This window comes from Sphingomonas alba (assembly GCF_023516555.1).
GTDB lineage: Bacteria > Pseudomonadota > Alphaproteobacteria > Sphingomonadales > Sphingomonadaceae > Sphingomicrobium > Sphingomicrobium album.
Genome location: NZ_JAMGBD010000001.1, coordinates 1,027,830 through 1,052,232 on the forward strand (window position 1 = coordinate 1,027,830; position 24,403 = coordinate 1,052,232).

General features: G+C 64.7%; 25 protein-coding genes. 8 read left to right on the forward strand and 17 right to left on the reverse strand.

What is annotated here, in order from left to right; genetic code table 11:
* Positions 1-27: 27 nt before the first annotated feature.
* The 14 genes from murB to LZ536_RS05505 form a co-directional block, all read right to left on the reverse strand.
* A complete protein-coding gene (gene murB, locus LZ536_RS05440) occupies positions 28-924 on the reverse strand; it encodes a UDP-N-acetylmuramate dehydrogenase (protein WP_249847273.1) in 897 nt (298 codons plus the stop codon).
* Positions 921-2,336 carry a UDP-N-acetylmuramate--L-alanine ligase gene (gene murC, locus LZ536_RS05445; RefSeq protein WP_249848568.1) on the reverse strand — a complete coding sequence of 472 codons (1,416 nt, stop codon included), beginning with the start codon at positions 2,334-2,336 and terminating at the stop codon, positions 921-923. The genes murB and murC overlap by 4 nt, the downstream gene beginning before the upstream one ends.
* Positions 2,336-3,490 carry an undecaprenyldiphospho-muramoylpentapeptide beta-N-acetylglucosaminyltransferase gene (murG, locus tag LZ536_RS05450; RefSeq protein WP_249847274.1) on the reverse strand — a complete coding sequence of 385 codons (1,155 nt, stop codon included), beginning with the start codon at positions 3,488-3,490 and terminating at the stop codon, positions 2,336-2,338. The genes murC and murG overlap by 1 nt, the downstream gene beginning before the upstream one ends.
* Positions 3,487-4,713, reverse strand: coding sequence for an FtsW/RodA/SpoVE family cell cycle protein (locus LZ536_RS05455; RefSeq protein WP_431357914.1), 1,227 nt, complete (start codon positions 4,711-4,713; stop codon positions 3,487-3,489). The genes murG and LZ536_RS05455 overlap by 4 nt, the downstream gene beginning before the upstream one ends.
* Positions 4,710-6,056 (reverse strand): UDP-N-acetylmuramoyl-L-alanine--D-glutamate ligase, encoded by a 1,347-nt coding sequence (gene murD, locus LZ536_RS05460; protein WP_249847276.1) that lies wholly within the window; start codon positions 6,054-6,056, stop codon positions 4,710-4,712. Before murD ends, LZ536_RS05455 begins: the two co-directional genes overlap by 4 nt.
* Positions 6,053-7,123, reverse strand: a complete 1,071-nt coding sequence (mraY, locus tag LZ536_RS05465; protein WP_249847277.1) for a phospho-N-acetylmuramoyl-pentapeptide-transferase — start codon at positions 7,121-7,123, stop codon at positions 6,053-6,055. The genes murD and mraY overlap by 4 nt, the downstream gene beginning before the upstream one ends.
* On the reverse strand, positions 7,111-8,499 hold the full coding sequence (locus tag LZ536_RS05470; protein WP_249847278.1) for a UDP-N-acetylmuramoyl-tripeptide--D-alanyl-D-alanine ligase: 1,389 nt from the start codon (positions 8,497-8,499) through the stop codon (positions 7,111-7,113). Before LZ536_RS05470 ends, mraY begins: the two co-directional genes overlap by 13 nt.
* Positions 8,496-9,911: a UDP-N-acetylmuramoyl-L-alanyl-D-glutamate--2,6-diaminopimelate ligase gene (locus tag LZ536_RS05475; protein ID WP_249847279.1), complete on the reverse strand. Its 1,416-nt coding sequence runs from the start codon at positions 9,909-9,911 to the stop codon at positions 8,496-8,498. The genes LZ536_RS05470 and LZ536_RS05475 overlap by 4 nt, the downstream gene beginning before the upstream one ends.
* 4 nt (positions 9,912-9,915) lie before the next feature.
* Complete coding sequence (locus LZ536_RS05480; RefSeq protein WP_249847280.1) at positions 9,916-11,622, reverse strand: peptidoglycan D,D-transpeptidase FtsI family protein; 1,707 nt, start codon at positions 11,620-11,622, stop codon at positions 9,916-9,918.
* A complete protein-coding gene (locus LZ536_RS05485; RefSeq protein ID WP_249847281.1) occupies positions 11,619-12,275 on the reverse strand; it encodes a hypothetical protein in 657 nt (218 codons plus the stop codon). The genes LZ536_RS05480 and LZ536_RS05485 overlap by 4 nt, the downstream gene beginning before the upstream one ends.
* Positions 12,272-13,231, reverse strand: coding sequence for a 16S rRNA (cytosine(1402)-N(4))-methyltransferase RsmH (gene rsmH / locus LZ536_RS05490; RefSeq protein ID WP_249847282.1), 960 nt, complete (start codon positions 13,229-13,231; stop codon positions 12,272-12,274). The genes LZ536_RS05485 and rsmH overlap by 4 nt, the downstream gene beginning before the upstream one ends.
* Complete coding sequence (locus LZ536_RS13115; protein ID WP_249847283.1) at positions 13,228-13,719, reverse strand: division/cell wall cluster transcriptional repressor MraZ; 492 nt, start codon at positions 13,717-13,719, stop codon at positions 13,228-13,230. The genes rsmH and LZ536_RS13115 overlap by 4 nt, the downstream gene beginning before the upstream one ends.
* A gap of 300 nt (positions 13,720-14,019) precedes the next feature.
* Complete coding sequence (locus tag LZ536_RS05500) at positions 14,020-14,703, reverse strand: Gldg family protein (RefSeq protein WP_249847284.1); 684 nt, start codon at positions 14,701-14,703, stop codon at positions 14,020-14,022.
* Positions 14,700-14,927, reverse strand: coding sequence for a hypothetical protein (locus LZ536_RS05505; protein WP_249847285.1), 228 nt, complete (start codon positions 14,925-14,927; stop codon positions 14,700-14,702). Before LZ536_RS05505 ends, LZ536_RS05500 begins: the two co-directional genes overlap by 4 nt.
* A 101-nt stretch (positions 14,928-15,028) precedes the next feature.
* Between LZ536_RS05505 and LZ536_RS05510 the strand changes: the two genes are divergently transcribed.
* From LZ536_RS05510 to LZ536_RS05545, 8 genes are all read left to right on the forward strand, one after another.
* Positions 15,029-15,364 carry a hypothetical protein gene (locus LZ536_RS05510; RefSeq protein ID WP_249847286.1) on the forward strand — a complete coding sequence of 112 codons (336 nt, stop codon included), beginning with the start codon at positions 15,029-15,031 and terminating at the stop codon, positions 15,362-15,364.
* Between the two features lie 77 nt (positions 15,365-15,441).
* Complete coding sequence (purL, locus tag LZ536_RS05515; RefSeq protein ID WP_249847287.1) at positions 15,442-17,700, forward strand: phosphoribosylformylglycinamidine synthase subunit PurL; 2,259 nt, start codon at positions 15,442-15,444, stop codon at positions 17,698-17,700.
* 63 nt (positions 17,701-17,763) lie between these two features.
* Positions 17,764-18,174 carry an endonuclease domain-containing protein gene (locus LZ536_RS05520; protein WP_283938389.1) on the forward strand — a complete coding sequence of 137 codons (411 nt, stop codon included), beginning with the start codon at positions 17,764-17,766 and terminating at the stop codon, positions 18,172-18,174.
* The gene (locus LZ536_RS05525) at positions 18,174-18,623 is read left to right on the forward strand and encodes a hypothetical protein (RefSeq protein ID WP_249847289.1); all 450 of its coding nucleotides are present in this window, start codon (positions 18,174-18,176) and stop codon (positions 18,621-18,623) included. Before LZ536_RS05520 ends, LZ536_RS05525 begins: the two co-directional genes overlap by 1 nt.
* A complete protein-coding gene (locus LZ536_RS05530; RefSeq protein ID WP_249847290.1) occupies positions 18,620-19,021 on the forward strand; it encodes a DUF3052 domain-containing protein in 402 nt (133 codons plus the stop codon). Before LZ536_RS05525 ends, LZ536_RS05530 begins: the two co-directional genes overlap by 4 nt.
* A 39-nt stretch (positions 19,022-19,060) precedes the next feature.
* Positions 19,061-19,261, forward strand: coding sequence for a (2Fe-2S)-binding protein (locus LZ536_RS05535; RefSeq protein ID WP_249847291.1), 201 nt, complete (start codon positions 19,061-19,063; stop codon positions 19,259-19,261).
* A gap of 114 nt (positions 19,262-19,375) precedes the next feature.
* Complete coding sequence (bfr, locus tag LZ536_RS05540) at positions 19,376-19,855, forward strand: bacterioferritin (protein ID WP_249847292.1); 480 nt, start codon at positions 19,376-19,378, stop codon at positions 19,853-19,855.
* Positions 19,856-19,880: 25 nt separating this feature from the next.
* Positions 19,881-21,152, forward strand: coding sequence for a DUF418 domain-containing protein (locus LZ536_RS05545; protein WP_249847293.1), 1,272 nt, complete (start codon positions 19,881-19,883; stop codon positions 21,150-21,152).
* A gap of 1 nt (position 21,153) precedes the next feature.
* On the opposite strand, the gene LZ536_RS05550 is transcribed toward LZ536_RS05545, so the two are convergent.
* The 3 genes from LZ536_RS05550 to LZ536_RS05560 form a co-directional block, all read right to left on the reverse strand.
* Complete coding sequence (locus LZ536_RS05550) at positions 21,154-21,591, reverse strand: Hpt domain-containing protein (protein WP_249847294.1); 438 nt, start codon at positions 21,589-21,591, stop codon at positions 21,154-21,156.
* An 85-nt stretch (positions 21,592-21,676) separates the two neighbouring features.
* Complete coding sequence (gene der, locus LZ536_RS05555; RefSeq protein ID WP_249847295.1) at positions 21,677-23,032, reverse strand: ribosome biogenesis GTPase Der; 1,356 nt, start codon at positions 23,030-23,032, stop codon at positions 21,677-21,679.
* Between the two features lie 39 nt (positions 23,033-23,071).
* Positions 23,072-24,397 carry an outer membrane protein assembly factor BamB family protein gene (locus LZ536_RS05560; RefSeq protein WP_249847296.1) on the reverse strand — a complete coding sequence of 442 codons (1,326 nt, stop codon included), beginning with the start codon at positions 24,395-24,397 and terminating at the stop codon, positions 23,072-23,074.
* Between the last annotated feature and the right edge of the window lie 6 nt (positions 24,398-24,403).

Consider the following 24,403-nt stretch of genomic DNA (forward strand, 5'->3'; position numbering starts at 1 on the left):
CACGACGTTCAGGTCCTTATTCACCGGTCATTCCACTCCGACGCGCTGGATTTCCCATTCCAGCTGAATGTTGGTTTTCTCCATCACGCGGCGGCGCACTTCCTCGCCGAGCGCTTCGATATCGCTAGAGGTCGCCGAGCCCGTGTTCAAAAGAAAATTGCAGTGTTTTTCCGAAACTTGCGCACCGCCCAGCGTCATTCCGCGGCAGCCCGCCGCATCGACCAAAGCCCAGGCCTTGTGGCCCGGCGGATTCCTGAAGGTCGACCCGCCGGTGCGGCTACGGAGCGGCTGCGATTCCTCGCGGGCACGAGCGATGGCATCCATCTCGGCACCAATGGCCTCCGGCTGGCCCGGCGTGCCGCGGAAGACGGCAGAAAGGACCACCGCGCCTTCGGGCAATTCGGAATGACGGTAGGTGTAGCCGAGCCGTTCGGCGGGCCATTTCTCGACGGTGCCGTCGCGAAGCGCAACGCGGCAGGACAGGAGGATATCGCAGACCTCGCGTCCGTAGGCGCCGCCGTTCATTCGAACGAAACCGCCGACCGTTCCGGGGATGCCGCGCAGGAATTCGAGCCCGGCGACGCCAGCGTCACGCGCTGTCGACGACACGAGAATGCCGCTCGCGCCCCCGCCGCATTGCAGCGTGGTTTCGTCGAGCCGGTCGATCTTCGCAAAAGCCTTGCCGAGACGGACGACCACGCCAGGCACGCCGCCGTCGCGAACGATCATATTGGAGCCTAAGCCCAGCGCCATCACCGGGACATCGGGATCAAGTTGGCGAAGGAAATCGACGAGGTCGGCTTCGTCCGCAGGTTCGAACAGCCATTCGGCATTTCCGCCGGACTTGAACCAGACCAGCGGCGCGAGCGGGGCATCACTTTTGAGCTTGCCCTTCACCTGCGGCAGCTCGGCGATAGAGCTCATTTCTTGCTCTTCCGCGCCTTGGCGATGCCGTCGGCCAGGCCAGCAGCCCATTTGGTGATGTCGCCGGCGCCAAGGCAGAGGATCATGTCGCCGTCGGCGGCGATGTCGCGGAGCGACGAGGCGAGATCGTCGGCGCTCTCCACCAGTTTCACCATGCGGTGGCCATGGACGCGAAGGCCCTCCGCCAACGCGGCGCTATCGACGCCCTCGATCGGTTCCTCGCCAGCGGGATAGACGGGGGCGACCATGACGATGTCGGCATCGTTGAAGGCGTTCTGAAAGTCGTCCATCAGCGCCTGCAGCCGAGTGTAGCGATGGGGCTGAACGACGGCGATGACGCGTCCTTCGGCGCTCTCCCGCGCGGCGGATAGCACTGCGCGGATTTCGACCGGATGGTGGGCGTAGTCGTCGATGACGATCGCGCCATCGACGTCGCCGACGCGGGTGAAGCGGCGCTTGACGCCATCGAACTTCTCAAAGCCGCGGGCGATGGCGGCATCGTCCATGCCGAGTTCGATTCCGACGGCGATGGCGGCAAGCGCGTTTAGCACATTGTGGCGCCCCGGCATCGGCATGCGAATGCCGGTGATTGAGCGCCGCGAGCCATCGCGTTCGAGGATGACGGCATCGAACTGCGAGCCGCCATCGACAACTTCGACATTATCGGCCCGCAGGTCGGCAAGGGCGGAGAAGCCATAGGTTACGATACGCCGGTCGCGGATGCGCCCGATCAAGCCTTGTACGTCCGGGTCGTCGATGCACATGACTGCAAGGCCGTAGAAGGGAACGTTCTCGATGAACTCGACGAAGGCGTCCTTGGCGCGGTCGAAATCGCCATAATGTTCGAGATGCTCGGGATCGACATTGGTGACGACGGCGATGGTGCCGTCAAGCCGCAGGAAGCTGCCGTCGCTCTCGTCGGCCTCGACCACCATCCAGTCGGATTTGCCGAGGCGCGCGTTGGAGCCGTAGCGGTTGATGATGCCGCCGTTGATGACGGTGGGGTCGATCCCGCCGGCGTCAAGCAGGCAGGCGATCATCGAGGTCGTCGTCGTTTTCCCGTGGGTGCCGGCGACGGCGATCGTCTTCTGCATCCGCATCAGCTCGGCGAGCATTTCGGCACGGCGGACACGCGGCAGCCGGCGCTCGACCGCAGCAGCGATCTCGGGGTTGTTTTCCTTGATCGCGGTCGAGCAGACGATGACGGTGGCATCGCCGAGATTGCCGGCGTCATGACCGATTGAGACGGGAATGCCGGCCTTCCGCAGTTTCTCGACCACGTAGCTGTCGGCCTGGTCGGAGCCCTGCACCTTGTAGCCGAGCTGATGCATGACTTCAGCGATGCCGGACATGCCGATGCCGCCGATTCCGACGAAATGGATCGTACCGATGTCAGTGCCCAAAGCCTTCATCATGCCGGGACGCCGTTCGTGACGGTTTCGGGAGCGGTGCGAGCGGCAAGTCCGACGGGGATCGGCGACAGCCCGCCGCCGATGCGTTCGACCAGGTCGGCAAGGTCGCGAGCGGCGTTGGGGCGACCGACGGACAGCGAGCGCGCCGCGGCATTGGCCAACGCCTGCGGGTCCTGGGCCAGTGCCTCGATCTGGCGCGCCAGTGCTTCGGGCGTGAATTCCGGCTGCGGGATCATGCGGGCGCCGCCAGCCTTGGCCATTTCGCGCGCATTGGCGGTCTGGTGATCGTCGGTGGCGATCGGCAGTGGCACCAGGATCGCAGGGCGCCCCGCCGCCGTAAGCTCGGCAATGGTCGATGCTCCGGCGCGCGCGATGACGAGATGCGCGTCGGCGATCTTGTCAGGCATGTCGGTGATATAGGTCATCAGCTCGGCGGGAATGCCGAGCTCCGCATAGCGGGCGCGGACCTGGTCGATGTCGTCGGGCCGGCACTGCTGGACGATCTGCAACCGGTGACGCAATGACGGCCCGAGCAGGCCGAGGCCTTCCGGGACGACCTGGCCGAGAATCGTCGCGCCCTGGCTGCCGCCGGTGATCAGGATCTTGAGCGGCGCATAATCGTCGAATGGCGGCAGCGGCGCCTCGCCCAATCGAGCGACCTCCTCGCGGACCGGGTTGCCGACCAGCACTGTCTTCTTGGCGTAAGCAGGCTTCAGCCGGTCGACCTGGTCGTAGGCGGTGGCGATCGCTTCCGCCTCGCCCGCAAGCAACCGATTGACGCGCCCAAGCACGGCATTCTGCTCATGCAGGATCGTCGGCACCTTGAGCGAACTCGCCGCCAGCAGCGACGGAAACGCGGGATAGCCCCCGAAGCCGACGACAACGTCAAGACGGAAGCTGCGATAAAGCTTCTTCGCCTCGCGCCGTCCAGCGATGACCGAGCCTACCGCCTTCAACCATGAGAGCGGCCCGCCACCGGTCCGGCCAGCCGGCAGCACGTGCACCGGCACATCCTCGAACAGGCCGGGAATCTTCGCGCCGCGCGCGTCGGTGACAAGGCCGACGCCATAACCGCGCGCCTTTAGCTCCGCGGCAAGCGCATGGGCTGGGACCATGTGACCGCCGGTTCCTCCGGCGGCAAGAATGACGTTCATCCGGCTACGGCCTCACCGCTCCATTTAACCACATAGGGCGAGCGCGTGAGATACGGATTTCTGCGCGTGAAGGCGAGCAGCAATCCCATGCCGATGGAGAGCGCCAGCATCGAGCTGCCGCCATAGGAGATGAACGGCAGGGTCATGCCCTTTGATGGGGCGATCTGGACGTTGACTGCCATGTTGATCAGCGCCTGCAGCCCGAACTCGATGACGAGACCGGCAGCGGCGAGGATGGCAAAGGGCGATTCCTCATCGAGCAATTTGACGAGCACCCGGCCGACGATGGCGAGGTAGAGGCAGGCGATGGCGAGACAGGCAATGAGGCCGAACTCCTCGCCGATGACCGAGAAGATGTAATCGGTATGCGGCTCGGGCAGGCCGAACTTCCGCGTGCCACCGCCCGGCCCCATGCCGAAGAGGCCGCCGGCAGTCAGCGTCCGCATGGCATTGTCGGTCTGGAATGTATCACCCTGGCCGAACAGGAAGCCGTCGATGCGGACGGTTGCGACGTCATAGGTGAAGTAGGCGATGATGACGCCGAGGACCGCCGCGACGCCAAGGCCGATGAGCAGCCGCATGCGAAGACCGGCGAGCGCCAGCATGGCGATCCAGACGCTGGCGAAGATGATGGTCGAGCCGAAGTCGGGCTGCTTCATCAACAGGAAGGCGACGATGCCGGTTAGCACCGCCGACAGCGGGAAGACCGGCAGGCTCTTGTCGCTCTGTCTGAGGCTCAGGAGCCATGCGAGCGCAACGACGAAGAACGGCTTGAGGAATTCGGACGGCTGCAGCTGGCCGACCCCGATGTTGAGCCAGCGGACGGCACCGTTCTTCTCCTCACCGATGACCGGCACCAGCGCCAGCAACGCCAGGAAGATGACGGCTCCGACAACACAGAGGCGGCGGAGCTTGTCGCGTGGCATCATCGAAATGCCGATCATGACCGGCAGCGAGGCGCCGATCCAGATGATCTGGCGGTAGAAATAATGGAGTTCGTTGAAGCGGACGTTACCACCCGAATAGCGCTGACCGGCGGCCGGCGACGCGGCGGCGACGGCGATCAGGCCGATGCCGATCAGCACCGCGACGAGCAGCAGCAGGACGCGGTCGATTTCCCAAAACCAGCGGCCAATCGGCGAGCGGTCGGAGCGGCCGTAACGGCTCGGATCCAACAACTCCGCCTTGGCCCTTATGCTGCGCGAAATCCCTGCCGCGGTCATAGCCCCTCCACCAGCTCCCGGAACCGGTCCCCTCGCGCTTCGAAGTCCCTGAATTGGTCGAACGACGCGCTCGCCGGCGAGAGTAGAACAACATCGCCTGGAAGTGAATCCTCCGCGGCGCGATTTGTCGCAATTTCAAGCGTTTCGCATTCCTCGGCCGGAACGGCGAGGTCGCGGAGCAGCCGGGCGAACATTGGCCCAGCTTCGCCGATCGTATACGCCTTCACGACATGGCCGAGTTGGGCCTCTGTATCGCCGAGGCTTTCGGTCTTCGCCTGACCGCCAAGGATCCAGCGCACCTTGGAATAAGCCGCCAGCGCCGGCGCCGCCGCCTCGGCATTGGTCGCCTTGCTGTCGTTGACGAACAGCACGCCATCCTTTTCGCGGATGCGCTCCATGCGATGCGGGAGGCCGGGGTAGGTGCGGAGGCCATCGCGAATTTGCTCGCCTCCCAACCCCAACAGGTAGCAAGTCGACATCGCAGCTGAGACATTCAAAAGATTGTGGGGTCCCTGCAGCGAAGGCCACTGAGGCTGCTCAAAAACGCCTATTGCGCCAGATTCGGCCTGCCAGTTGTGGAACGCGTCGTCGAACACATCGAGATGGCCAGCTTTGCTTTTCTCTTGGGCACCTTTGCCCCACCAATCAGCGGATCGCGCCACTGCGGTGTGAGTACTGGTCTGCATCTCGAACAGCCGCGCCTTCGATGCCGCATAGGCCTCGAAGCTCTCATACCGGTCGAGATGGTCGGGCGTGATGTTCAGCAGCACCGCGACGTCGCAATCAAGGCTCTGCGTCAGGTCGATCTGGTAGCTCGACAGTTCCAGCACATAGACGCCGCCTTCGGGTAGCGGCTCCTGCGCCAGGATCGGCAGGCCGATGTTGCCGCCCATCGTCGTCGGCACGCCGGCAGTCTTGAGAATGTGATGGATGAGCGCAGTGGTCGTCGACTTGCCGTTGGTGCCGGTGATGCCAACCACCTTGTGCGGCGGCAGCTCCGGCCGGGCGCGGGCGAACAGCTCGATGTCGCCGATGATTTCGACGCCCGCCGCCCGCGCAGCCTGCGCGATCGGGTGGCGGTTCAGCGGAACTCCTGGCGAAAGTACCAAGGAGTCGAAAGCGCCGATTTCGTTGAATCCTGTATCCCCGCGAAGGCGGGGATCCAGTAGTGGGCTCCTGCCTTCGCAGGAGCACATCTCGGCCTTGGCACGGGCGTCGGGATTATCATCCCACGCCGTCACCTTGGCTCCGCTGGCCAGCAGCGCCTCGATCGTCGCGATGCCCGACCGCGCGAGGCCGTAGACTGCGTAATGTTTGCCGGCGAAGGCCTTGGCCGTGATCACCGCAATTTGAGGGTCGACAGGCCGGCGAGCGCCAGCACGAAGCTGATGATCCAGAAGCGGATGACGACCGTCGGCTCGCTCCAGCCGAGATGCTCGAAATGGTGGTGGATCGGTGCCATCCGGAAGACGCGCTTCCCGGTGCGCTTGTAGAAGAAGACCTGAATGATGACGCTCATCGCTTCGAGCACAAACAGCCCGCCCACGATCGCCAGTACGAACTCGTGGTGCGTCGCCACTGCGACCGCGCCGAGCGCTCCGCCCAAAGCGAGGCTGCCGGTGTCGCCCATGAAGACTGCCGCCGGCGGCGCGTTGAACCAGAGGAAAGCGAGGCCCGCGCCGATGATCGCAAGGAGCAAGACGGTCAGGTCGCCAACGCCGGGCACGTGCGGAATGCCGAGATACTCGGCGAACTTCACGTTGCCGACGAGGTAGGCGATCAGGAGGAAGGCCATGCTGGCGATGATCACGGGCATGGTTGCCAGCCCGTCGAGCCCATCGGTCAGGTTCACGGCATTGCCGAACGCGACGATGACGAAGGCACCGAAGGCGATGTAGCCCCAGCTCAAGTCGAGAACCGGTCCCTGCACGAATGGCAAATACAGCTCTGTGTTGCTGTTGCCGACCATCAGCCAGGTCGCGACGCCGGCGATCAGGAACTCCAGGGCCAGCCGCATCTTGCCGGAAAGCCCCGCATGGTGGGCCTTCTTCACCTTGTCATAGTCGTCGAGGAACCCGATCAGGCCGAAGCCCGCCGTCACCAACAGGCACGCCCAGACGTAAGGGTTCTTGAGGTCCATCCACAGGAGGACCGAGACGAAGGCGGAGATCAGGATCAGCAGTCCGCCCATGGTCGGCGTGCCGACCTTTGCGAGATGGCTTTGCGGACCGTCTGCGCGGATTGGCTGGCCCTTGCCCTGTTTGGCGCGCAGCCAGCGGATGAAGGCCGGCCCAAGCAGCAGGCCGATAAGCAGCGCGGTGGCGCTCGCGGCACCAGCCCGAAAGCTGATGTAGCGAATGAGGTTGAGGATTCCGGGGAATCCAAGCTGCTCGGCGATTACGTAGAGCATGGGACTCCCGCTTCTGTAACCCGGTCGACGAGCCTCGCAAGCCCGACGCTGTTCGACGCCTTGACCAGCACCGCATCGCCGTCGCGCAGCATCGCCAGCAACAGCTCTGTAGCTTCGTCGACGGTGGCGGCTCGGTCGATGGCAATTTGTTCGCCCAGGGCATTGGCCAGCGGCGCCATGTCACCGTTGATGAGGATGAGGTGGTCGACCTTGGCTTCGAGCACCGGCTCGGCGAGTCCGGCGTGGAGGTCGTTGGCGTGCTCGCCAAGCTCGCGCATGGGCCCCAGAACCGCGATGCGACGCTTCGCATCCTCGACACCAAGGCTCTTCAATGTCGCCGCCATACTTGCGGGATTGGCGTTGTAGCTTTCATCGATGAGCAGGGCCTCGCCGTTTTCCAGCTCAATCTTGTGCCGCTCGCCGCGGCCCTTGAGTCCGCCCATGTCGGCGAGGGCAAGCCCGGCAGCCGCGATATCGCCGCCAACTGCTTCTACTGCCGCCAGAACCGCCAGTGAGTTGGTCACCCAATGCTCGCCGCGCTGGGACAAAGTGTAGGTCAGCTCGCTGTCCATCAGCCGGGCCGTGATCAGGTAGCCGCCTGCGTCGGACCGTACGGCATGCAGCGCGGTGACATCCGCGTCCTGGCTCAGGCCGAAGGTCACGACCCGCTCGGCATGATCGCGCGCGGCGCGCACCAGGCGATCGCGCTGTCGGCTGTCTTCAGGGATGATGGCGGTGCCGCCGGGTTCGAGGCCCTGGAAGATCTCGCCCTTGGCGTCGGCGATCGACTCAATCGAGCCGAGGTTCTCGATATGCGCGGGGGCGATCGATGTGACGACGGCAACGTGCGGCCGGACCAGCCGGGTCAGGGCCGCGATCTCGCCGGCATTGTTCATGCCCATTTCGAGCACGGCATAGACGGCCTCGCGCGGCATCCGCGCCAGCGACAGCGGCACACCGGTGTGGTTGTTGTAGCTCTTCACCGACTTGTGGACCGGGCCGCGGCGGCTGCGCTCCAGTGCCGCGGACAGCGCTTCCTTGGTGCTCGTCTTGCCGACCGATCCGGTGACGCCGAGCACCGTGCCCTTCATCCGCTCGCGGGCGGTGATCGCCATGGCGGTCAGGGCGGCGGCGACATCGTCGACCAGGACATGGGGGCCATCGACGGGTTGTGAGACGACTGCAGCGGCCGCGCCCGAAGCGAAAGCTTGGGTGACGAATGAGTGGCCGTCGTGGACTGTGCCTGGCATGGCGACAAACAGGTCGCCGGGGCCGACCTCACGGCTATCGAATGTGACGCCGGTCGCGTCGAACGCCACGTTCGCCTTGCCGCCGGTGGCCGCTTCGATCTCGGCGCTGGTCCACAGCGCGCTCATGCCGCGCACTCCCTGGCGACTTTGGCATCATCGAAAGGAAATACTTTGTTTCCAATGATTTGACCGGTCTCATGGCCCTTGCCGGCGAGCAGTATAATGTCCTTCGGGCCGGCCAGCCGGATCGCCTCGGCAATGGCCTCGCGGCGGCCGCCGATTTCGGTCGCTCCGGACGCGCCTTGCATGATTGCCGAGCGTATGAGCGCCGGGTCTTCGCCGCGCGGATTGTCGTCGGTGACGATGACGACGTCGGAAAGCCGCGCCGCGACTTCGCCCATCGGCGCACGCTTGCCGGCATCGCGGTCGCCGCCGGCGCCGAAGACGGTAATGAGCTTGCCCTCGACGTGCGGCCGCAGCGCTTCGATCGCGGCTTCCAGCGCATCGGCGGTATGCGCGTAGTCGACATAGACCGGGGCGCCGGCACGGCTGATGACCGCGCGCTCGAGGCGCCCGCGCACTGGCGCGACGCGACCCATGGCGGACAAGGTCGCCGCCCATTCGCCGCCGGTAGCCAGCACTAGGCCGGCGGACACAAGGACGTTCGCGGCCTGATAGGCGCCAATGAGCGGCAGGCTGAGCTTATATTCCTTGCCGCCGAAGCGGATGACGAGCGACTGGCCGAGCGGGGTCGGCGCGCGGCTGACCAGCGCAATGGTCTCGGCGTCGGGTCCGACGGTTATGATGTTGAGCCCGCGCTTCATCGCGTGCTCGATGACCTGTCCGGACTTGGGATCAGCAGTCCACAAGACGGCGGTGCCGCCCGGTTCAACCACCTCGTCGAACAGCCGCATCTTGGCCGCGAAATATGCGTCCATGTCGGGGTGGTAGTCGAGATGGTCGCGGCTGAAGTTGGTGAAGGCAGCGGCGCGGACGGGCACGCCTTCGGCGCGATACTGGTCGAGCCCGTGGCTCGAGGCTTCGTAGGCGACGTGGCTGATCCCGAGCTTCTTCAAGCCGGCGACATTGTTGAGGAAGGTGACGATGTCGGGCGTCGTCAGGCCCGTCGTCACCTGGTCGTCGGCGGTGGTGACCCCCAGCGTACCGATCGATGCAGACCTGTGGCCGGCCATGCGCCACATCTGGCGCGTCATCTCGACCGTCGAGGTCTTGCCGTTGGTGCCGGTGACGGCGACGACGACCTCCGGATAGGGCGCGTAATATCTGGCGGCGAGTTCGGCGAAGAGCTTGCGCGGCTCATCGGCGGCCAAATGTGGCACGCCTTCGACCTTTGCGTCGGGCGATGCGACGATCGCCACAGCTCCATTGGCAATGGCTTCGCCAATGAAATCCTCGCCATTGAAGCGGCTGCCGCGGAAGGCGCCGAAGACATTGCCGCGCACGACCTTGCGATGATCGATCGCAAAGCCGGTGACTTCGGAATCGTTCGCGATGCCGGCGAGCTCACCCAGGTTCACGGGATTATTTCTCCTCGTGAACGAAGGGCAATACTTCCGCCATGTTGGGTTCGCGGCCCTTGTCGGGTCGCACGCCGAGCATCGGTGCGATCCGACTGACGGTGCGCGAAACGACGGGCGCCACGTTCCAGCCGGCGGTCGTGAAGCCGTAGGTGTCCTTGGTTGCCTTGGGTTCGTCGAGCATGACTACGATCACATAGCGCGGGTCGTCCATCGGGAACACACCGGCGAAGCTGGTGATGTTGATGGTCTGGCTATAGCGGCCATTGATCAGCTTCTGCGCCGTGCCGGTCTTGCCCCCGACCCTATAACCGGGCGCGTCGGCCTTCTTGCCGGTGCCCTTCATTACGACCAGGCGGAGCAATGAGCGCATGCGATAGCTGGTGTCGGCGGTGAAGACGCGGCGGCCCTGCGGCAAGGGATGGCTCGCATCGCGCTTCAGAATGGTCGGCGCATGATAGATGCCGCCGTTGAACAATGTCGCATAGCCCATGGCGAGCTGGAGCGGCGCGACGGCGATGCCCTGGCCGAAGCCGATGGTCATGGTTTCGAACGGCCCCCAGCGCGACCCGGGATTGAGGGCGCGGCCGCGCTCTTTCAGTTCGATATCGACCCTGTCGAGGAAGCCCATTTTCTTGAGCCAGGCCTTCTGGCGCTGGATCCCGAGCTGGTCCGCCATCTGGGCCATGCCGATGTTGGAGCTTTCCATCATGATTTCAGCGACGGAGCAGCGGCGTCCGAACGGATGGGTATCGTGAACGACGTGGCCATAAACCGGCAGCGCATCCGGGCAATTGTATATCTGGCCCGGTCCGGAGACGACGCCGGAATCCATCGCCATCGCCAGCGTGAACGGCTTGAAGGTCGAGCCAAGCTCGAACACGCCGAGCGTCGCACGATTGAACATCTGCTCGGGGGTCGCCTTGCCGGCAACGTTCGGGTTCATCTCCGGTAGCGAGGTCATTGCCAGGACTTCGCCGGTGTGGACATCCATGATGACCCCGGCGGCGCCGATGGCACTGAATTCGTTCAAGGCGGCATTGAGTTCGTTCTCGAGCGCCTGCTGGACACGGCTGGAGATGGAAAGCGTCAGCGGCTGGCCGCGGCGGGCGGGATCGGACAATTCCTTGTCGAAGGCGCGCTCGACCCCGGCCATGCCATGGCCGTCGACGTCCGTGTAGCCGATGACGTGGGCGGCAAGGCTGGTCTGGGGATAGAGCCGGTCGGGCTCACTATCGATCGCGAGGCCCGGTTCGCCGATGGCGTTGATCGCCTGGACGAGCGCGGGCGGCGAACGACGGCGAAGATAATAGAAGGGCTTGTCCGACCGCAGCATCGCGAAATAGTCGGCCTCGGTCTTCTCCGGCATCAGCCGTGCCAGCGTGCGCGCCAGGTCGAGCTTGTTGCCGATGATTTTCTTCGGATGCAGGGAAATGGTCCAGGCATCGATGGTCCGTGCCAGCGGATGGCCTTCGCGATCCACGATATCGCCCCGCGCCGGAACGAGGGCCACAACGCCTTCCTTGCGGCCGGCATGATCGCCGAAGGCTGCGAGCCACAGGATACGCAGAACGATGAGGCCGATGATGCCCGCGTAGACGATCATCGCGAACATCAGCCGCTGGTGCATGACCGCCAGCACCTGGCGCCTCTGTCCGACGAGACGAAGCCGCTCGGGCCGTGCGACGAGAGCGGGCGTGGGCGCGTTCATCGGGCGGAAGTGATGTCCTTGGGTTTTGCGGAAACAGGCTTGGAAGCGCCGCCCTTGGCCGAGGATGCCGCTGTCGGCAAGGGCGCCAGCGGGTCAGCCGTCGCGCTTTTCGCCGGTTTCGCCGTTACGGTAGCCACCGACTTTACAGGGCGCTTCTCCACCGGCGGTAAGGCCGGCTTCACAGCGACCGGAGCAGGCTTCTCGTAGCTGGCCGTATGCAGCATGTCCGCAGCATCAGGATGCTTGGCCACCGCGGGCGGCGGCGTGTCGTCGGCGTCGCTGATGACGACGGGACGGACCGGCGCTTCAGGCGCGGGCGCGGAAGCCAGGACGACAGGCGCATCGATCGCCGGATGCTTGTCCGGCTTGACGAGCGCGGCGAGCTGGAAGCCGCCGTCCACGAACTGGTCGGCGGACGGCGCCGACAGGCGAATGAACCTGGCGTTCCAGCGTTCGAGCTGGGCGAGCCGTCCGCGCGTTCCGATTTCGGTCTGCAGCACCCGGATGTCCTGCTGGGCGAGGACGATCTTGCCCTCGACCCTTTCCAGCTTGGCCCGTTCCGAGGCGACATTCAGAGAGACGAGGTAACAGCCGAGCGCGGCGCCAACTACGCTGGCGGCCATGAACACCGACTTGAAGCCGTGCGCGCTCATGCATGCCCTCCCTGGTCCCACGCGGGCGCATCGGTACGGACAGCGGTACGCAGCCGGGCCGAGCGCGCGCGCGGGTTCCTGGCCAGCTCGCGCTCCGACGGGGCGACGGGCTTGGCGACCTTCTCGAACGTGGGTGCCGGGCCGCGCGCGATTTGCGGGCGATGGCGCGACCCGGCGGGAACGTTGCCACTGCGCTCCTTGAGGAAGCGCTTGACGATGCGGTCTTCGAGCGAATGGAAGGTGACGACGGCGATCCGGCCGCCCGGGCGCAGCACGCGCTCGGCAGCACGGAGCCCCTGCTCCAGCTCTTCAAGCTCGGCATTTAGATGGATACGGATCGCCTGGAAAGTGCGAGTGGCGGGATCGCTTTTCATTCCCTGGCGGTGGCCGAGGGCCTTGCGGACGACGGCGGCAAGCTCGGCGGTGCGGGTCAAGGGCCGCGCTCCGACGATAGCGCGTGCGACCGCCCGGGCGCGCGGCTCCTCCCCATAGTCACGCAGGACCCGGGCGATCTCGGCCTCCTCGGCCGTATTCAGGAATTCCGCAGCGGACTCGCCGGCCTGGCTCATCCGCATGTCGAGCGGGCCGTCCTTGGAGAAGGAGAAGCCGCGGTCGGCACGGTCGAGCTGCATGGACGAAACGCCGATGTCGAGCGCAACCCCATCGACCGGCGCTTCGTCCAATTGAATAAGTGCGCTGTCCATGCGGCTGAAGCGCTCGTGCACCAAGGTCAGGTTGGAGTTCGGGACGAGCGACCGGCCTTCCTCGATCGCTGTGGGGTCGCGATCGAAGGCGATCACTCGTCCCGCCCCCGCCCCCAGGAGGGCCTTGGTGTAGCCGCCGGCGCCAAAGGTGCCGTCGACGATGGTGGCGCCGGGCTGCACGGCGAGGCCGGCGACGACCTCCTCGAGCAGCACCGGCTCGTGCGGTGCCGGGGCAACGGCGGCCGCACTCATGGCTTCACCCCCCGCTCTTCCAAACGGAAGCGGGCGATATCTTTCATGTCCTCAGGAATGCGCTTGTCGGCGAGGAACAGCTTGGGGTTCCAGATCTGGAAGGTCTCACCGGCGCCCAGGAACAGCGCGAGTTCGCCGAGTTCACCCTTGCGGCGCATCATCGGTGGCAAGACGATGCGGCCGGAGGCGTCGTAGGGCACTTCCTCGGTAGCGCCGAAGGCCATGAGCGTGCGGGCCTGATAGGCAAGCTCGGCTTCGGGGTTGAGTTCGTCCTTCTCGAACTGGCGCTCGATCTTGGCGTGCTTCAGCGCGGCATAGCCGGGATCGTAAGCGGAGAGGCAGGCGAAGGCGTCATGCTTGGCAAGCACGATGGTTTTGGCGTCGCCGCGGCGTTCGATGACGGAGCGCAGGAAGGCGGGCACGGAGACGCGACCCTTCGCGTCGACCGCGTTCAAGGCACTGCCCTGAAACAGATGCTCTAGCGCCACGTCCTACTCCCGCGGCGCGCAAAGCTTCCCCGTTCGCAGGTTGCACGACATCGCCGTGCGCCCTGCGGTTTTCACTCAAAGGTGAGGATGCCCCCGCGCCAGACATGTTGGTAACTCAACACGGGTGGGGACACAATGGATTTTGATGCCATTTTGTGGGTTTTAATCCCACCAAGATGGAAAAAGATGGAAAATCGCGACGAATTGGGCGGGATTACTTGGGTTTGTTCTCGTCCTGTTCTGGGTGGATCAGGTTGTGGATAAGTTTGTGGGCGACGCGACTCGGAAAAACCAGCCGAATCAGCGGGTCAGCGAAGCCAGCTGCGATTCCAGGGCAAAGAGGTTTGGGTCATCCGTACCGACGTTAAGGAAGTCGGCGTCGGCAATGACCGTGACCTGCCCGCGGCCGATGGCGCAGCGCCCGACGAACCCTTGATCGCTGAACCGGCACCTTCCACGCTCAAGGACGAGCAGGCCCGGCGAGGCAGTTTGCACAGGCCGCCCGCCGATTTGCGATTGAACCGGGCCCCTATGCTCCGGAGCATCGAGGCGCAGGCCCCAATGTTGCAGCAGCCCGGTGTCAGCGAAAGCCGTCGGCGCGCGGCGCTTGTCGCCCAGCGGCAGATCGCTCGGCCATTCCAGCATCGGGTCGGCAAGGAGCAAAAGTCGCCCTCCAGCCCTCACCCACGCGTCGAGCTTGACCAATTCCTCGGCCGGAAGTGCCCGCGGCTGAGCGGCCAGCAAGACCGCGCCCTTCGGCAATTGGCTGGGCAGGTCGATCAACTTGACGCGATAATCCTTCTCGAGCGCCGTCATCACCGGTGACTTCGGTTGGTCGAGCGAGAATTGTTCGCTCCACGCGATGGGCAGGGAGGTGAGTAGGAAGAGATCGGGCTTGGGCCGCTCAGGGGGCTTCGGAGCCGGCGCCTGACGGCAGGAGACCAGCGCTATCAGCGCCACCGCTGCCGCCAGCGCACGTTTCACTGCTTGTTCTGGGAGTCGTTCTTGGCGGATGAGTCGCCCGGCGCAACACCGAGCTCGGCCAGCGGCTCATTGGGCTCGGCGGTATTGTTGGCGATGTTGGCGGTGTTGTTCGCGGCCGGCTCTTCCGAACTCCAGCGGCTGATCGCGGCGCCAAGCAGGACAAGCAGGAACACGAACGCCAGGCCCGTCAATCCAATGCGCACGCGCTGCATGTCGTTCAGCAATCCTCCCCTGCCCCCGCAGTTCGACGAGCCTATGCCCGGCGTCGACAAATGGCAAACACCCGTATTGACTGTTGGCGAATGATGGCGACATGCCAAGGGATATGAAGCGCCTCCTCTGCTCGACTCTACTGGTTGCCGCCGCCGCGCTAGCCGGCTGTGACCAATCCGATCACAATCTCAGCACCACTGAGCCTTATGATCCGCAGGCGAATGTCGCCAACAGCACTGCCCCTGTAGCTCTTCCGCCGTCCATCACCGCCCAGAAGTCGTACCGCTGCAAGGACAATAGCATCATCTACGTCGATTGGTTGAGCGACGGGACCGCGCGCCTCAAGAAGGACCGCGCCGAGCCCGGCACGCTTGTCCAGGGCGCCGACCTCAAGGGCGACGCCAAATCGGTTTCGATCACGGCGAACGGGCAGAGCTGCAAGGCTTAAGCCGCTCGACGCGAGACAAAGGACCCCCGGTTCCGGCCGGGGGTTTTTTTATGCCCTTAGCGCGGCTAGTGGGCGCCATGACCGTCGCCGAAGCGCCCGCCATCACCCCGCAGATCGTTGCCGACCACGGCCTTTCGCCGGAGGAATATGACCGCATCCTGCACGCGATGGGCCGCGAGCCGAACCTCGTCGAGCTTGGCATCTTCTCCGTCATGTGGTCGGAGCATTGCAGCTACAAGAGCTCGCGCTTCCACCTGAAGAAGCTGCCGACCGAGGCGCCTTGGGTGATCCAGGGTCCGGGCGAGAATGCCGGCGTCATCGACATTGGCGATGGCGATGCGGCCATCTTCAAGATGGAGAGCCACAACCACCCGTCCTACATCGAGCCCCACCAGGGCGCGGCGACGGGCGTCGGCGGCATCTTGCGCGACGTCTTCACGATGGGCGCGCGTCCGGTGGCCAACATGAACGCGCTGCGCTTCGGGCGGCCGGACCATCCCAAGATGCGGCATTTGATCGCGGGCGTGGTCGCGGGGATCGGCGGCTACGGCAATTGCGTCGGCGTCCCGACGGTGGGCGGAGAGGTCAATTTCGACACCGCCTATGACGGCAACATCCTCGTCAACGCCATGACCGTCGGCGTCGCGAAGACCGACAAGATTTTCTATTCGGCCGCGACCGGCGTCGGCAATCCGATCGTCTATGTCGGCTCCAAGACCGGCCGCGACGGCATCCACGGCGCGACCATGGCGAGCGCCGATTTCGGGGAAGACAGCGACGCCAAGCGCCCGACCGTGCAGGTCGGCGACCCCTTCACCGAAAAGCTGCTGATCGAGGCCTGTCTTGAGCTGATGGCGACGGACATCATCGTCGCCATTCAGGACATGGGTGCGGCGGGCCTTACGTCCTCCTCGGTAGAAATGGCGAGCAAGGGCGGCGCCGGCATCCGCCTCGACATGGACAAGGTGCCGTGCCGCGAGGAGGGCATGACGCCCTATGAGATGATGCTCTCCGAGAGCCAGGAGCGGATGCTCATGGTCCTCAAGCCCGGCCGCGAGCCCGAGGCGGAAGCCATCTTCAGGAAGTGGGAGCTGGACTTCGCGGTGATCGGCGAAGTCACCGACACCGGGCATATGGTGCTCGAGTTCGGCGGCGAGGTCGTCTGCGACATACCGCTGGGCCCACTGGCCGACGAGGCGCCCTGCTACGAGCGGCCCTATCTGAGCCGCGACGAGTACAAGGCCTGGGCGCAGGTGAAGCCGCTCGGCGAGGTGCCGGAATCGACCGACATCGCCGGCGACCTGCTGAAGCTGATGGCGTCCCCCAACCTCGCTTCGCGGCGGTGGATCTGGGAACAGTATGACAATCGCGTCGGCGCCGACACGGTCCAGCCGCCCGGCGGCGACGCCGCGGTGGTTCGCGTCCACGGCACGAAGAAGGCGCTGGCGATCACGACCGACTGCACACCGCGCTATTGCTATGCCGACCCCTATGAAGGCGGGAAGCAGGCGATCGCCGAGGCCTATCGCAATCTCTGCGCGGTCGGGGCGAAGCCGCTCGCCGTCACCAACTGCCTCAACTTCGGCAACCCGCAGCGGCCCGAGATCATGGCGCAATTTGTGGGTTGCCTCGAAGGCATGGCCGACGCCTGCCGCGCGCTCGACTTCCCGATCATCAGCGGCAATGTCTCGCTCTACAACGAGAGCAAGGCGACGGGCGGCGGCAGCGCGATCCTGCCGACTCCCGCCATCGGCGGCGTTGGGTTGCTGGACGATTGGGAGAAGTCGGCGACGATTGGGTTCAAGGCTGCGGGCGAGCACATCGTCTTGATCGGCCATAGCGACAGCCATGCCGACCAGTCGCTTTGGCTCGACGTATGCCACGATCGCCGGGAAGGTCCTTCGCCACCGGTTGACCTCGCCGCGGAGCGGCGCGCGGGCGAATGCATCCGAAAGCTGATCCGCAACGGGCTTGTCACCGCGGTCCACGATTGCTCAGACGGCGGAGCTGCCGTGGCGGTCGCCGAGATGGCGCTGGCGGGGAATATCGGAATGACGATGACGGTCGTTCCGCAGATCCCGAACCCCGGCGCGATCCTCTTCGGTGAAGACCAGGGTCGCTACGTCGTCACGACCAACGACGCGGACCAGGTCCGTCAGCTCGCCAACGATGCGCAGCTGTTCGCGGTGCCGATCGGAACGACGGGCGGCGAGGCTTTGACTTTCGACCTCGTCGAGCGTGGTGGTTCGCAGGCCGTAAGCTTGAGCGACCTCCGCGCCGCGAGCGAAGGGTTCTTCCCGAAGCTGATGGGCAGCGAGCTGACGCCGGAGTTCTAATCCTCCCCGAGCTTGCTCGGGGAGGGGGACCATGCAAAGCATGGTGGAGGGGACCGCTCGCCGATGCTTTCCGGACCAGCTCAAACTGTGAAGCACGCGCGTCGGCTGCGGCAAACCATGAGCCCGCCCGAGATCATTCTATGGCAGCGGCTTCGCCAGCGTCCCGGAGGATTCAAGTTCCGGCGGCAGCATCCTGCCGGGGGCTATGTCCTCGATTTCTTCTGCTCGGAAGCGCGATTGGCGATCGAGGTCGACGGCATGGCGCATGACATGGGCAATGCCCCGCGCGCCGACGAAATGCGCGATAGCTGGCTGCGGATGCGAAATGTCCAGACGCTGAGGATTCCCGCGAGCGATGTGTCGCGCTCGCCCGACCAAGTCATCGAATGGATCGTCAACAATTGCGTGGAACGGGCCGGGCCCCTCCACCAGCCTCCGGCTGGTCCCCCTCCCCGTTCCGGGGAGGATGTTTGATGCTTAAGCCAATCGCAATTGCGACCGCGATTTCCGGTTCGCTCGACATATTGTTCGCGATGATCCTGACGGTCGCTTTCGGCCGCCAGATCCCGGGCATGCTTCGCTATGTCGGCTCCGGACCCTTCCCGCAGGCGATGGACATGGGCACCACCGGCGCCATCCTCGGCCTCGTCGTCCACTTCGCGCTGATGGCGATCATGGCTGCAGTGCTGATGGCCTACCTCCGCCACAATCCCGCCCAGCTCGCCAACCCAATCATGGTCGGGATCGTCTACGGCCTCATTACCTATGTGGTCATGAACCTGATTGTCGTGCCGGTGCGCTTCGGGACGCCGCTGCCACCCAAGACACTGTCCATCGCGACGCAGCTGTTCGCGCATATCTGCCTGGTCGGTATTCCGATGGCGCTGGTCGCGAAGAGATTCCTGCGGCCGCAACTGGGATGACAGCCGGGTATTCAGGGACGCCATTAGCGAAGAAGCTGGGGTTCAAGCCCGGCCAGCGGACCTGGTTCGATGCCATGCCGGACAGCGTCCGGACCGAGATCGGCGATACCGGCGCTGACATGCTCGAAAGCCCGGAGCCGCCGGTCGAGGCCGCGCATATGTTTGCGACCCATACCGCGACCCTCGACTGCAAGCTGCGGATGCTGCTGCCTCTCATCGCCCGCGACGGCATGATCTGGGTCAGCTGGCCGAAAAAGGCCGCCAAGGTCGAGACCGATATCACCGAAGACGTCATCCGGGCGGTCGCGCTGCCGCTCGGCCTGGTCGATGTGAAAGTCTGCGCAGTCGATGAGACCTGGTCCGGCCTCAAGCTGGTCATCAGAAAGGAGCTTCGATAGTTATTGCGAACGTTTCGCATTATCGTTATACTGCGCTCCATGATCGTCTGTATCTGCAACCGCATCACAGAGAGCGAGGTCCGCTTGGCCGCGCGCGGTGGCTGCAAGACTCCGGAAGCCGCCTACGCCTGCCAGGGTTGCGAAGTGCAGTGCGGCTGCTGCCTCGACTATGCGCAGGAAGTCATCGACGAAGAGCTGGGCAAGCACCCGCCGCTGAGGCTGGTCCCGAAGGCAGCCTGACCGCCTACCTGCGACTGACTCTCAATCGCATATTTTTCGCAGTTTTCCGCCAATAATTCGCTTTGATTTGCCGTGGATAAGGCGTAGTGCCGCCTCGCCAAGAGGGAGGCGTGCATGAAGGGCGACCCCAAGGTCCTCGAGCTGCTCAACGAAGCGCTGAAGAACGAGTTGACCGCGACCAACCAATATTGGCTTCACTACCGGCTGCTCGACAATTGGGGGGTCCACAAGCTGGCACAATTCGAGCGCGGCGAATCGATCGACGAGATGAAGCATGCCGACAAGCTTGCGGAGCGAATCCTGTTCCTCGACGGCCTGCCCAACTTCCAGCTGCTTGGCCGGCTGCACATCGGCGAGAATGTCGAGGAAATCCTCAAGGCCGACCTGGAACTGGAGCTGGAAGCGCTCGGACAACTCAAAGGCGCCATCGCCCATTGCGAGAAGGTTCACGACTATGTCAGCCGCGACCTCTTCTCCGAAATCCTCGAAAATGAGGAAGAGCATGTCGACACGCTCGAGCAGCAATTCGAGATGATCGCGCGAATGGGGCTGCAGAACTACATTCAGTTGCAGAGCGAGGCCGCAAAGGACTAGCCTGCCCAGGGGTTAGGGGGCAGGCATGGCGACACTCGCATCAGACGTCGCGTCCAGGCGCATCGTCACGCTCGACATGATCCGCGGCATCGCGGTCATGGGCATCTTTTCGGTCAACGTCATCGCCTTCGCGATGATCGAAAGCGCCTATTTTAACCCCGCTGCCTATGGCGGCCACGCCGGACCCAATTTGGCACTTTGGGCGACCAACATGATCCTCATCGACGGCAAGATGCGGACGCTCTTCTCGATGCTCTTCGGTGCCTCGATGCTGCTCGTCATCGAGCGCGCGGAGGCTTCGGGCCGGTCAGGCTGGTGGACTCACTTCCGGCGGATGATCGTGCTCTTGGGCTTCGGCCTCGCCCATTATTATCTCATCTGGTTCGGCGACATCCTGACGCTCTACGCGGTGGCCGGACTGTGCTCTTACATGTTCCGCCGGATGAGCCCGCGCGCGCTCGTCGTCTCGGGCATCATCTGGCTCGTCCTGCACGAGCTTCTGTTCACCGGCTTCCTCTACAGCCAGTATCTTGCGGACATCGCGGCGCACGCGCCGGGCGCGACCCAGTCGGCCATCAAGGAATGGAATGATGCGCTCGGCAGCTTTTATCCCTCAGCGGCCGAGATCGCCAAGGACAAGGCCCGGATGCTGGGCTCATGGATCAGCTACGCCAGCGGCAATCTGCGGCACTGGGACAATGTCATTCAAGGCGTGCTTGTTTTCATCCCCGACACGATCGGGCTGATGCTGATCGGAATGGCTGGGTACAAGTCGGGCTTCCTCACCGGCGCCTGGTCCGACGCCAGCTATCGCCGCTTTGCCTCGTGGACGATCCCGCTCGGCATCGCCGCCGGCATCGGCGTGGTCGCCATCGACCTCAGCACGAATTTCTACACCATTGCCATGATGGGGTCGTTCGTCGTGCTGGAAACGCCGTTCATTACCTTGATGGCGCTAGGCTATGCAGCGCTCATCATTCTGCTCACCCGGAGAGGCGGTTGGTTGGCGGAGCGCATTGCCGCCGCCGGCCGCTGCGCCTTCACCAACTATCTGGGCACTTCGATCATCGCCAGTTTGGTCTTCTTCGGCTGGGGCCTCGGGCTCTATGGCAGCCTGTCGCGCTGGCAGGCCTGGCTGGTGGCGCCCATGATCTGGACCGTGATGCTGCTATGGTCGAAGCCGTGGCTCGAGCGCTTCCATTACGGACCGTTCGAGTGGGCGTGGCGCAGCCTCGCGCGGGGAAAATTACAGCCGATGTGGAAGCACGGAGCCGCTACGGTGGCGGCCGCCGCCTAGGTCAGATCCGGCCGAAGCCCTGGTTGCTGACCTTGCGGCCGAAGCCGCCGACACCCGGCGCATTGCGCGTCACCAAAGGGTTGGTCGCCTTTTCGAACAGCTCGACCGTCTGCTCGAAGAGCTTGCGGAGCTGCACGACCTCGGGAACCAGCTCATCCGGAAAGCGGTGGGTCTCGACGCACATGCGTGCGGTCTGCTCGATGAGCTCGGCGATGTTCGCGAGCGGCTCGGCGCCGAACTGGCGCGACTCGCCCTTCAGCGTGTGGGCCGGAATGATGAGGGCAACGGTATTATGCTCGCGCATCGCGTCCTCGATCTGCGCGACCGATTTGACGCCATCCTCGCGGAAATAGCTCAGGATGCGGATAAAGCCCGGGCCGAGCTCGGCCCTGCTCTTCTCGAAATGCACCCAGTCGACGATGTCCGGGCTGTCGGTCAAAACCAATGCTCCTCATGCCCATTCGGGCGTGGTCCCACGCTGCTGGTCTAGCCGCAAAAGGGTAAAGAGCCGGTTATTATTGGGGCTAATCCTTGTTAGCGTCGTAGGGATTCTTCGGCGCGCGCATCGTCATCCGGAGCGGCACGGCACCAAGCTTCAGGTCGCGCCGCATCGAGTTGAGCAAATAACGCCGGTAGCTTTCCGGCAGCTGGTCGACCCTAGTCCCGAATACGACGAACGTCGGCGGCCGGGTCTTTACCTGGGTGATGTAGCGCAGCTTGATGCGACGGCCGCCCGGCGCCGGCGGCGGGTTGTTATCCACCGCCTTCTCGAACCAGCGGTTGAGCTCGCCCGTCGTGACGCGCCGCGACCAACTGTCGCGGATTTCAAAGGCGGCGCCGAGCAGTTGGTCGATGCCCTTTCCGGTCTTGGCCGAGACTGTGAGCAGCGGCACGTCCTTCAGCTGCGACAGCCCCTCCTGCAACGCTGCCTTGACGCCGTTGAAGAGCGACGAGGCATGGTCGGCAACGTCCCATTTGTTGAGCGCGATGACTAGGCCGCGGCCCTCCTCGATCACCTGGTCGGCGATGCGCAAATCCTGCGCCTCGAGCCCGCGCGTGGCGTCCAGCAAGAGCACGACCACCTCGGCCATGTCGATGGCGCGGCGGGTATCCATGGCCGACAGCTTTTCCAGCTTGTCCTCGACTTTGGCGCGCTTCCTGAGGCCCGCCGTGTCGACGAGATGGACGCCGCGGCCTTTCCATTCCCAGTCCAGCTTGATCGAGTCCCGGGTGATTCCGGCCTCGGGGCCAGTGATCATCCGTTCCTCGCCGAGCATGGTGTTGACGAGGGTGGACTTGCCGGCGTTGGGACGGCCGACGATCGCGATATGCAGGGGACGGCTGGGGTCTTCCTCGTCCTCCTCGACGGTCTCTTCCTCCTCGCGCTCGACATAGGGTCGGAGGGATTCGAACAAATCGGCAAGGCCTTCGCCATGTTCGGCGGACAAGGCGATTGGCTCGCCAAGGCCAAGGGCGAAGGCCTCAAGGCGCCCGGCTTCGCCGCCTCGGCCTTCGGCCTTGTTGGCGGCGACGATCACGGGCGTGTCCTCGCCACGAAGCCAGCGGCCGATTTCCTCGTCGAGCGGGGTGATGCCAGCCCGAGCATCGACCAGGAACAAGGCGGCGTCGGCGTCGCGGACCGCCGCTTCGGTCTGGGCGCGCATGCGGCCGGGAAGCGTGTGGGGGTCCTCGTCCTCGAACCCCGCCGTGTCCATGATCGTGAAGGTCAGGTCGAACAGGCGCGCCTCTCCCTCGCGCCGGTCACGGGTGACGCCGGGCCTGTCATCGACAAGCGCCAGGCGCTTGCCGACCAGCCTGTTGAACAGGGTCGACTTGCCGACATTGGGACGGCCGATGATGGCGACGACGGGAAGGGGCATGGCGCGACGCCCTGCCCGCCCCCTGCCTCCGGGTCAACCTTAGCGGAAGGCGGTCAACCGGCCGCGATCGTCGAGCACGAACAGGGTCGACCCCGCGACGACCGGCTGCAGGCTGATGCCCGCGCCGACCTGGCTCTGCGTCAGGAACGCGCCATTTTCCGGGTTGATGTTGATCAGCGCGCCGCGCGAGCTGACCAGAACAAGCCGGCCGCCGGCCAGCACCGGGCCGTAATAGAAGATCGGGTTCTTCTTGCCCTTTTCATTTTCCCAGCGCGGCAGCTGATTGATCCAGCGGACCTTGCCGTTGGTCCGGTTGAGCGCAATCGCCTTGGCCTCATCGGTCACAACGAACACCCAGTCGCCCGCCACCCAGGGGGTCGCGTTGCCGGCAATGTTGAGTTCCCACATGCGCTGGCCGCTTGTGAGCTCGAGGGCGACCATGCGGCCACCCTTGCCGATCGAGAAGACCTGGCCGCCGTCGACGACCGGATCGGCGTCGATGTCGGACAAAGCGGCAACGCTGGTCGAGATGCTGGTGCGCGACAAAGTGTCGCTCCAGACCTGGCGTCCGTTCTCGTAACGGTAGGCGTTGAGCTCGCCCGACGAGAAACCCGCGACGACGGTGCCGGAAACGACCGAGGGCGAGGCCGCACCGAAGATGCCGGCGATTTCAAGGGCCGCGGCGCTGGACCAGTTGGTCGTGCCGTCGCTTTCCTTCAGCGCATAGAGCTGGTTGTCCTGGCTCATGACATAAACGGAATCGCTGGTGGCAGTCGGCGCGCCGCGCAGCGGGCCGCCCGGCTTCACCGTCCAGACAACACCGCCGTTCGTGGCATCGAGCGCAGCGACGAAACCGTTGCCGTTGGTCGCATAGACCCGGCCGTTGTCGTAGGCGACGCCGCCGCCGTAATTGCTTTCGCGGCTGATGTCCTTGCCGAAGCTGCTGCTCCAGACCTGGCCGCCGTTGCGCACGTCGAAGGCCCGGACAGTGCCGATGGCATCGATCGTGTAGACGCGGCCGCCGCCGACGACCGGCGAGCTAACGAGGCGCGACTTGTTGCTGCTGCCTTCGCCGATGGAAACGGTCCAGGCCGTCCCGAGGCTGTTGCCGAGGGCGAGGTGCCCCATCGACTTCTGGGCATTGCCGCCCGGCTGCGTCCAGTCCTCGTTCGCCACCGCCTCGGGCAAGGTGAACGGCATGGCCGCCGTTTCATCGTCGATTTCGACGTCGCTTTCGCTGGCCAGCACCGAGATGCGCTCGCCGACGACCGGTGTCTTCGGCTTGTCCTTCTTGAACGGGTTGCAACCGCCGAGCAGGGCGGCCGCCGCGAAAACCATGCCAATCTTGTAAACGCTACGCTTCATTGATTT

Bases quoted from the DNA above. Each gene is read 5' to 3' on its own strand.
- murB (WP_249847273.1), bottom strand. From the start codon at position 924: ATGAGCTCTATCGCCGAGCTGCCGCAGGTGAAGGGCAAGCTCAAAAGT.
- murC (WP_249848568.1), bottom strand. From the start codon at position 2,336: ATGAAGGCTTTGGGCACTGACATCGGTACGATCCATTTCGTCGGAATC.
- murG (WP_249847274.1), bottom strand. From the start codon at position 3,490: ATGAACGTCATTCTTGCCGCCGGAGGAACCGGCGGTCACATGGTCCCA.
- LZ536_RS05455 (WP_431357914.1), bottom strand. From the start codon at position 4,713: ATGACCGCGGCAGGGATTTCGCGCAGCATAAGGGCCAAGGCGGAGTTG.
- mraY (WP_249847277.1), bottom strand. From the start codon at position 7,123: ATGCTCTACGTAATCGCCGAGCAGCTTGGATTCCCCGGAATCCTCAAC.
- LZ536_RS05470 (WP_249847278.1), bottom strand. From the start codon at position 8,499: ATGAGCGCGCTGTGGACCAGCGCCGAGATCGAAGCGGCCACCGGCGGC.
- LZ536_RS05480 (WP_249847280.1), bottom strand. From the start codon at position 11,622: ATGAACGCGCCCACGCCCGCTCTCGTCGCACGGCCCGAGCGGCTTCGT.
- LZ536_RS05485 (WP_249847281.1), bottom strand. From the start codon at position 12,275: ATGAGCGCGCACGGCTTCAAGTCGGTGTTCATGGCCGCCAGCGTAGTT.
- rsmH (WP_249847282.1), bottom strand. From the start codon at position 13,231: ATGAGTGCGGCCGCCGTTGCCCCGGCACCGCACGAGCCGGTGCTGCTC.
- LZ536_RS05510 (WP_249847286.1), top strand. From the start codon at position 15,029: ATGAAGCGCCTCCTCTGCTCGACTCTACTGGTTGCCGCCGCCGCGCTA.
- purL (WP_249847287.1), top strand. From the start codon at position 15,442: ATGACCGTCGCCGAAGCGCCCGCCATCACCCCGCAGATCGTTGCCGAC.
- LZ536_RS05520 (WP_283938389.1), top strand. From the start codon at position 17,764: ATGCTTTCCGGACCAGCTCAAACTGTGAAGCACGCGCGTCGGCTGCGG.
- LZ536_RS05525 (WP_249847289.1), top strand. From the start codon at position 18,174: ATGCTTAAGCCAATCGCAATTGCGACCGCGATTTCCGGTTCGCTCGAC.
- LZ536_RS05530 (WP_249847290.1), top strand. From the start codon at position 18,620: ATGACAGCCGGGTATTCAGGGACGCCATTAGCGAAGAAGCTGGGGTTC.
- LZ536_RS05535 (WP_249847291.1), top strand. From the start codon at position 19,061: ATGATCGTCTGTATCTGCAACCGCATCACAGAGAGCGAGGTCCGCTTG.
- bfr (WP_249847292.1), top strand. From the start codon at position 19,376: ATGAAGGGCGACCCCAAGGTCCTCGAGCTGCTCAACGAAGCGCTGAAG.
- LZ536_RS05545 (WP_249847293.1), top strand. From the start codon at position 19,881: ATGGCGACACTCGCATCAGACGTCGCGTCCAGGCGCATCGTCACGCTC.
- der (WP_249847295.1), bottom strand. From the start codon at position 23,032: ATGCCCCTTCCCGTCGTCGCCATCATCGGCCGTCCCAATGTCGGCAAG.
- LZ536_RS05560 (WP_249847296.1), bottom strand. From the start codon at position 24,397: ATGAAGCGTAGCGTTTACAAGATTGGCATGGTTTTCGCGGCGGCCGCC.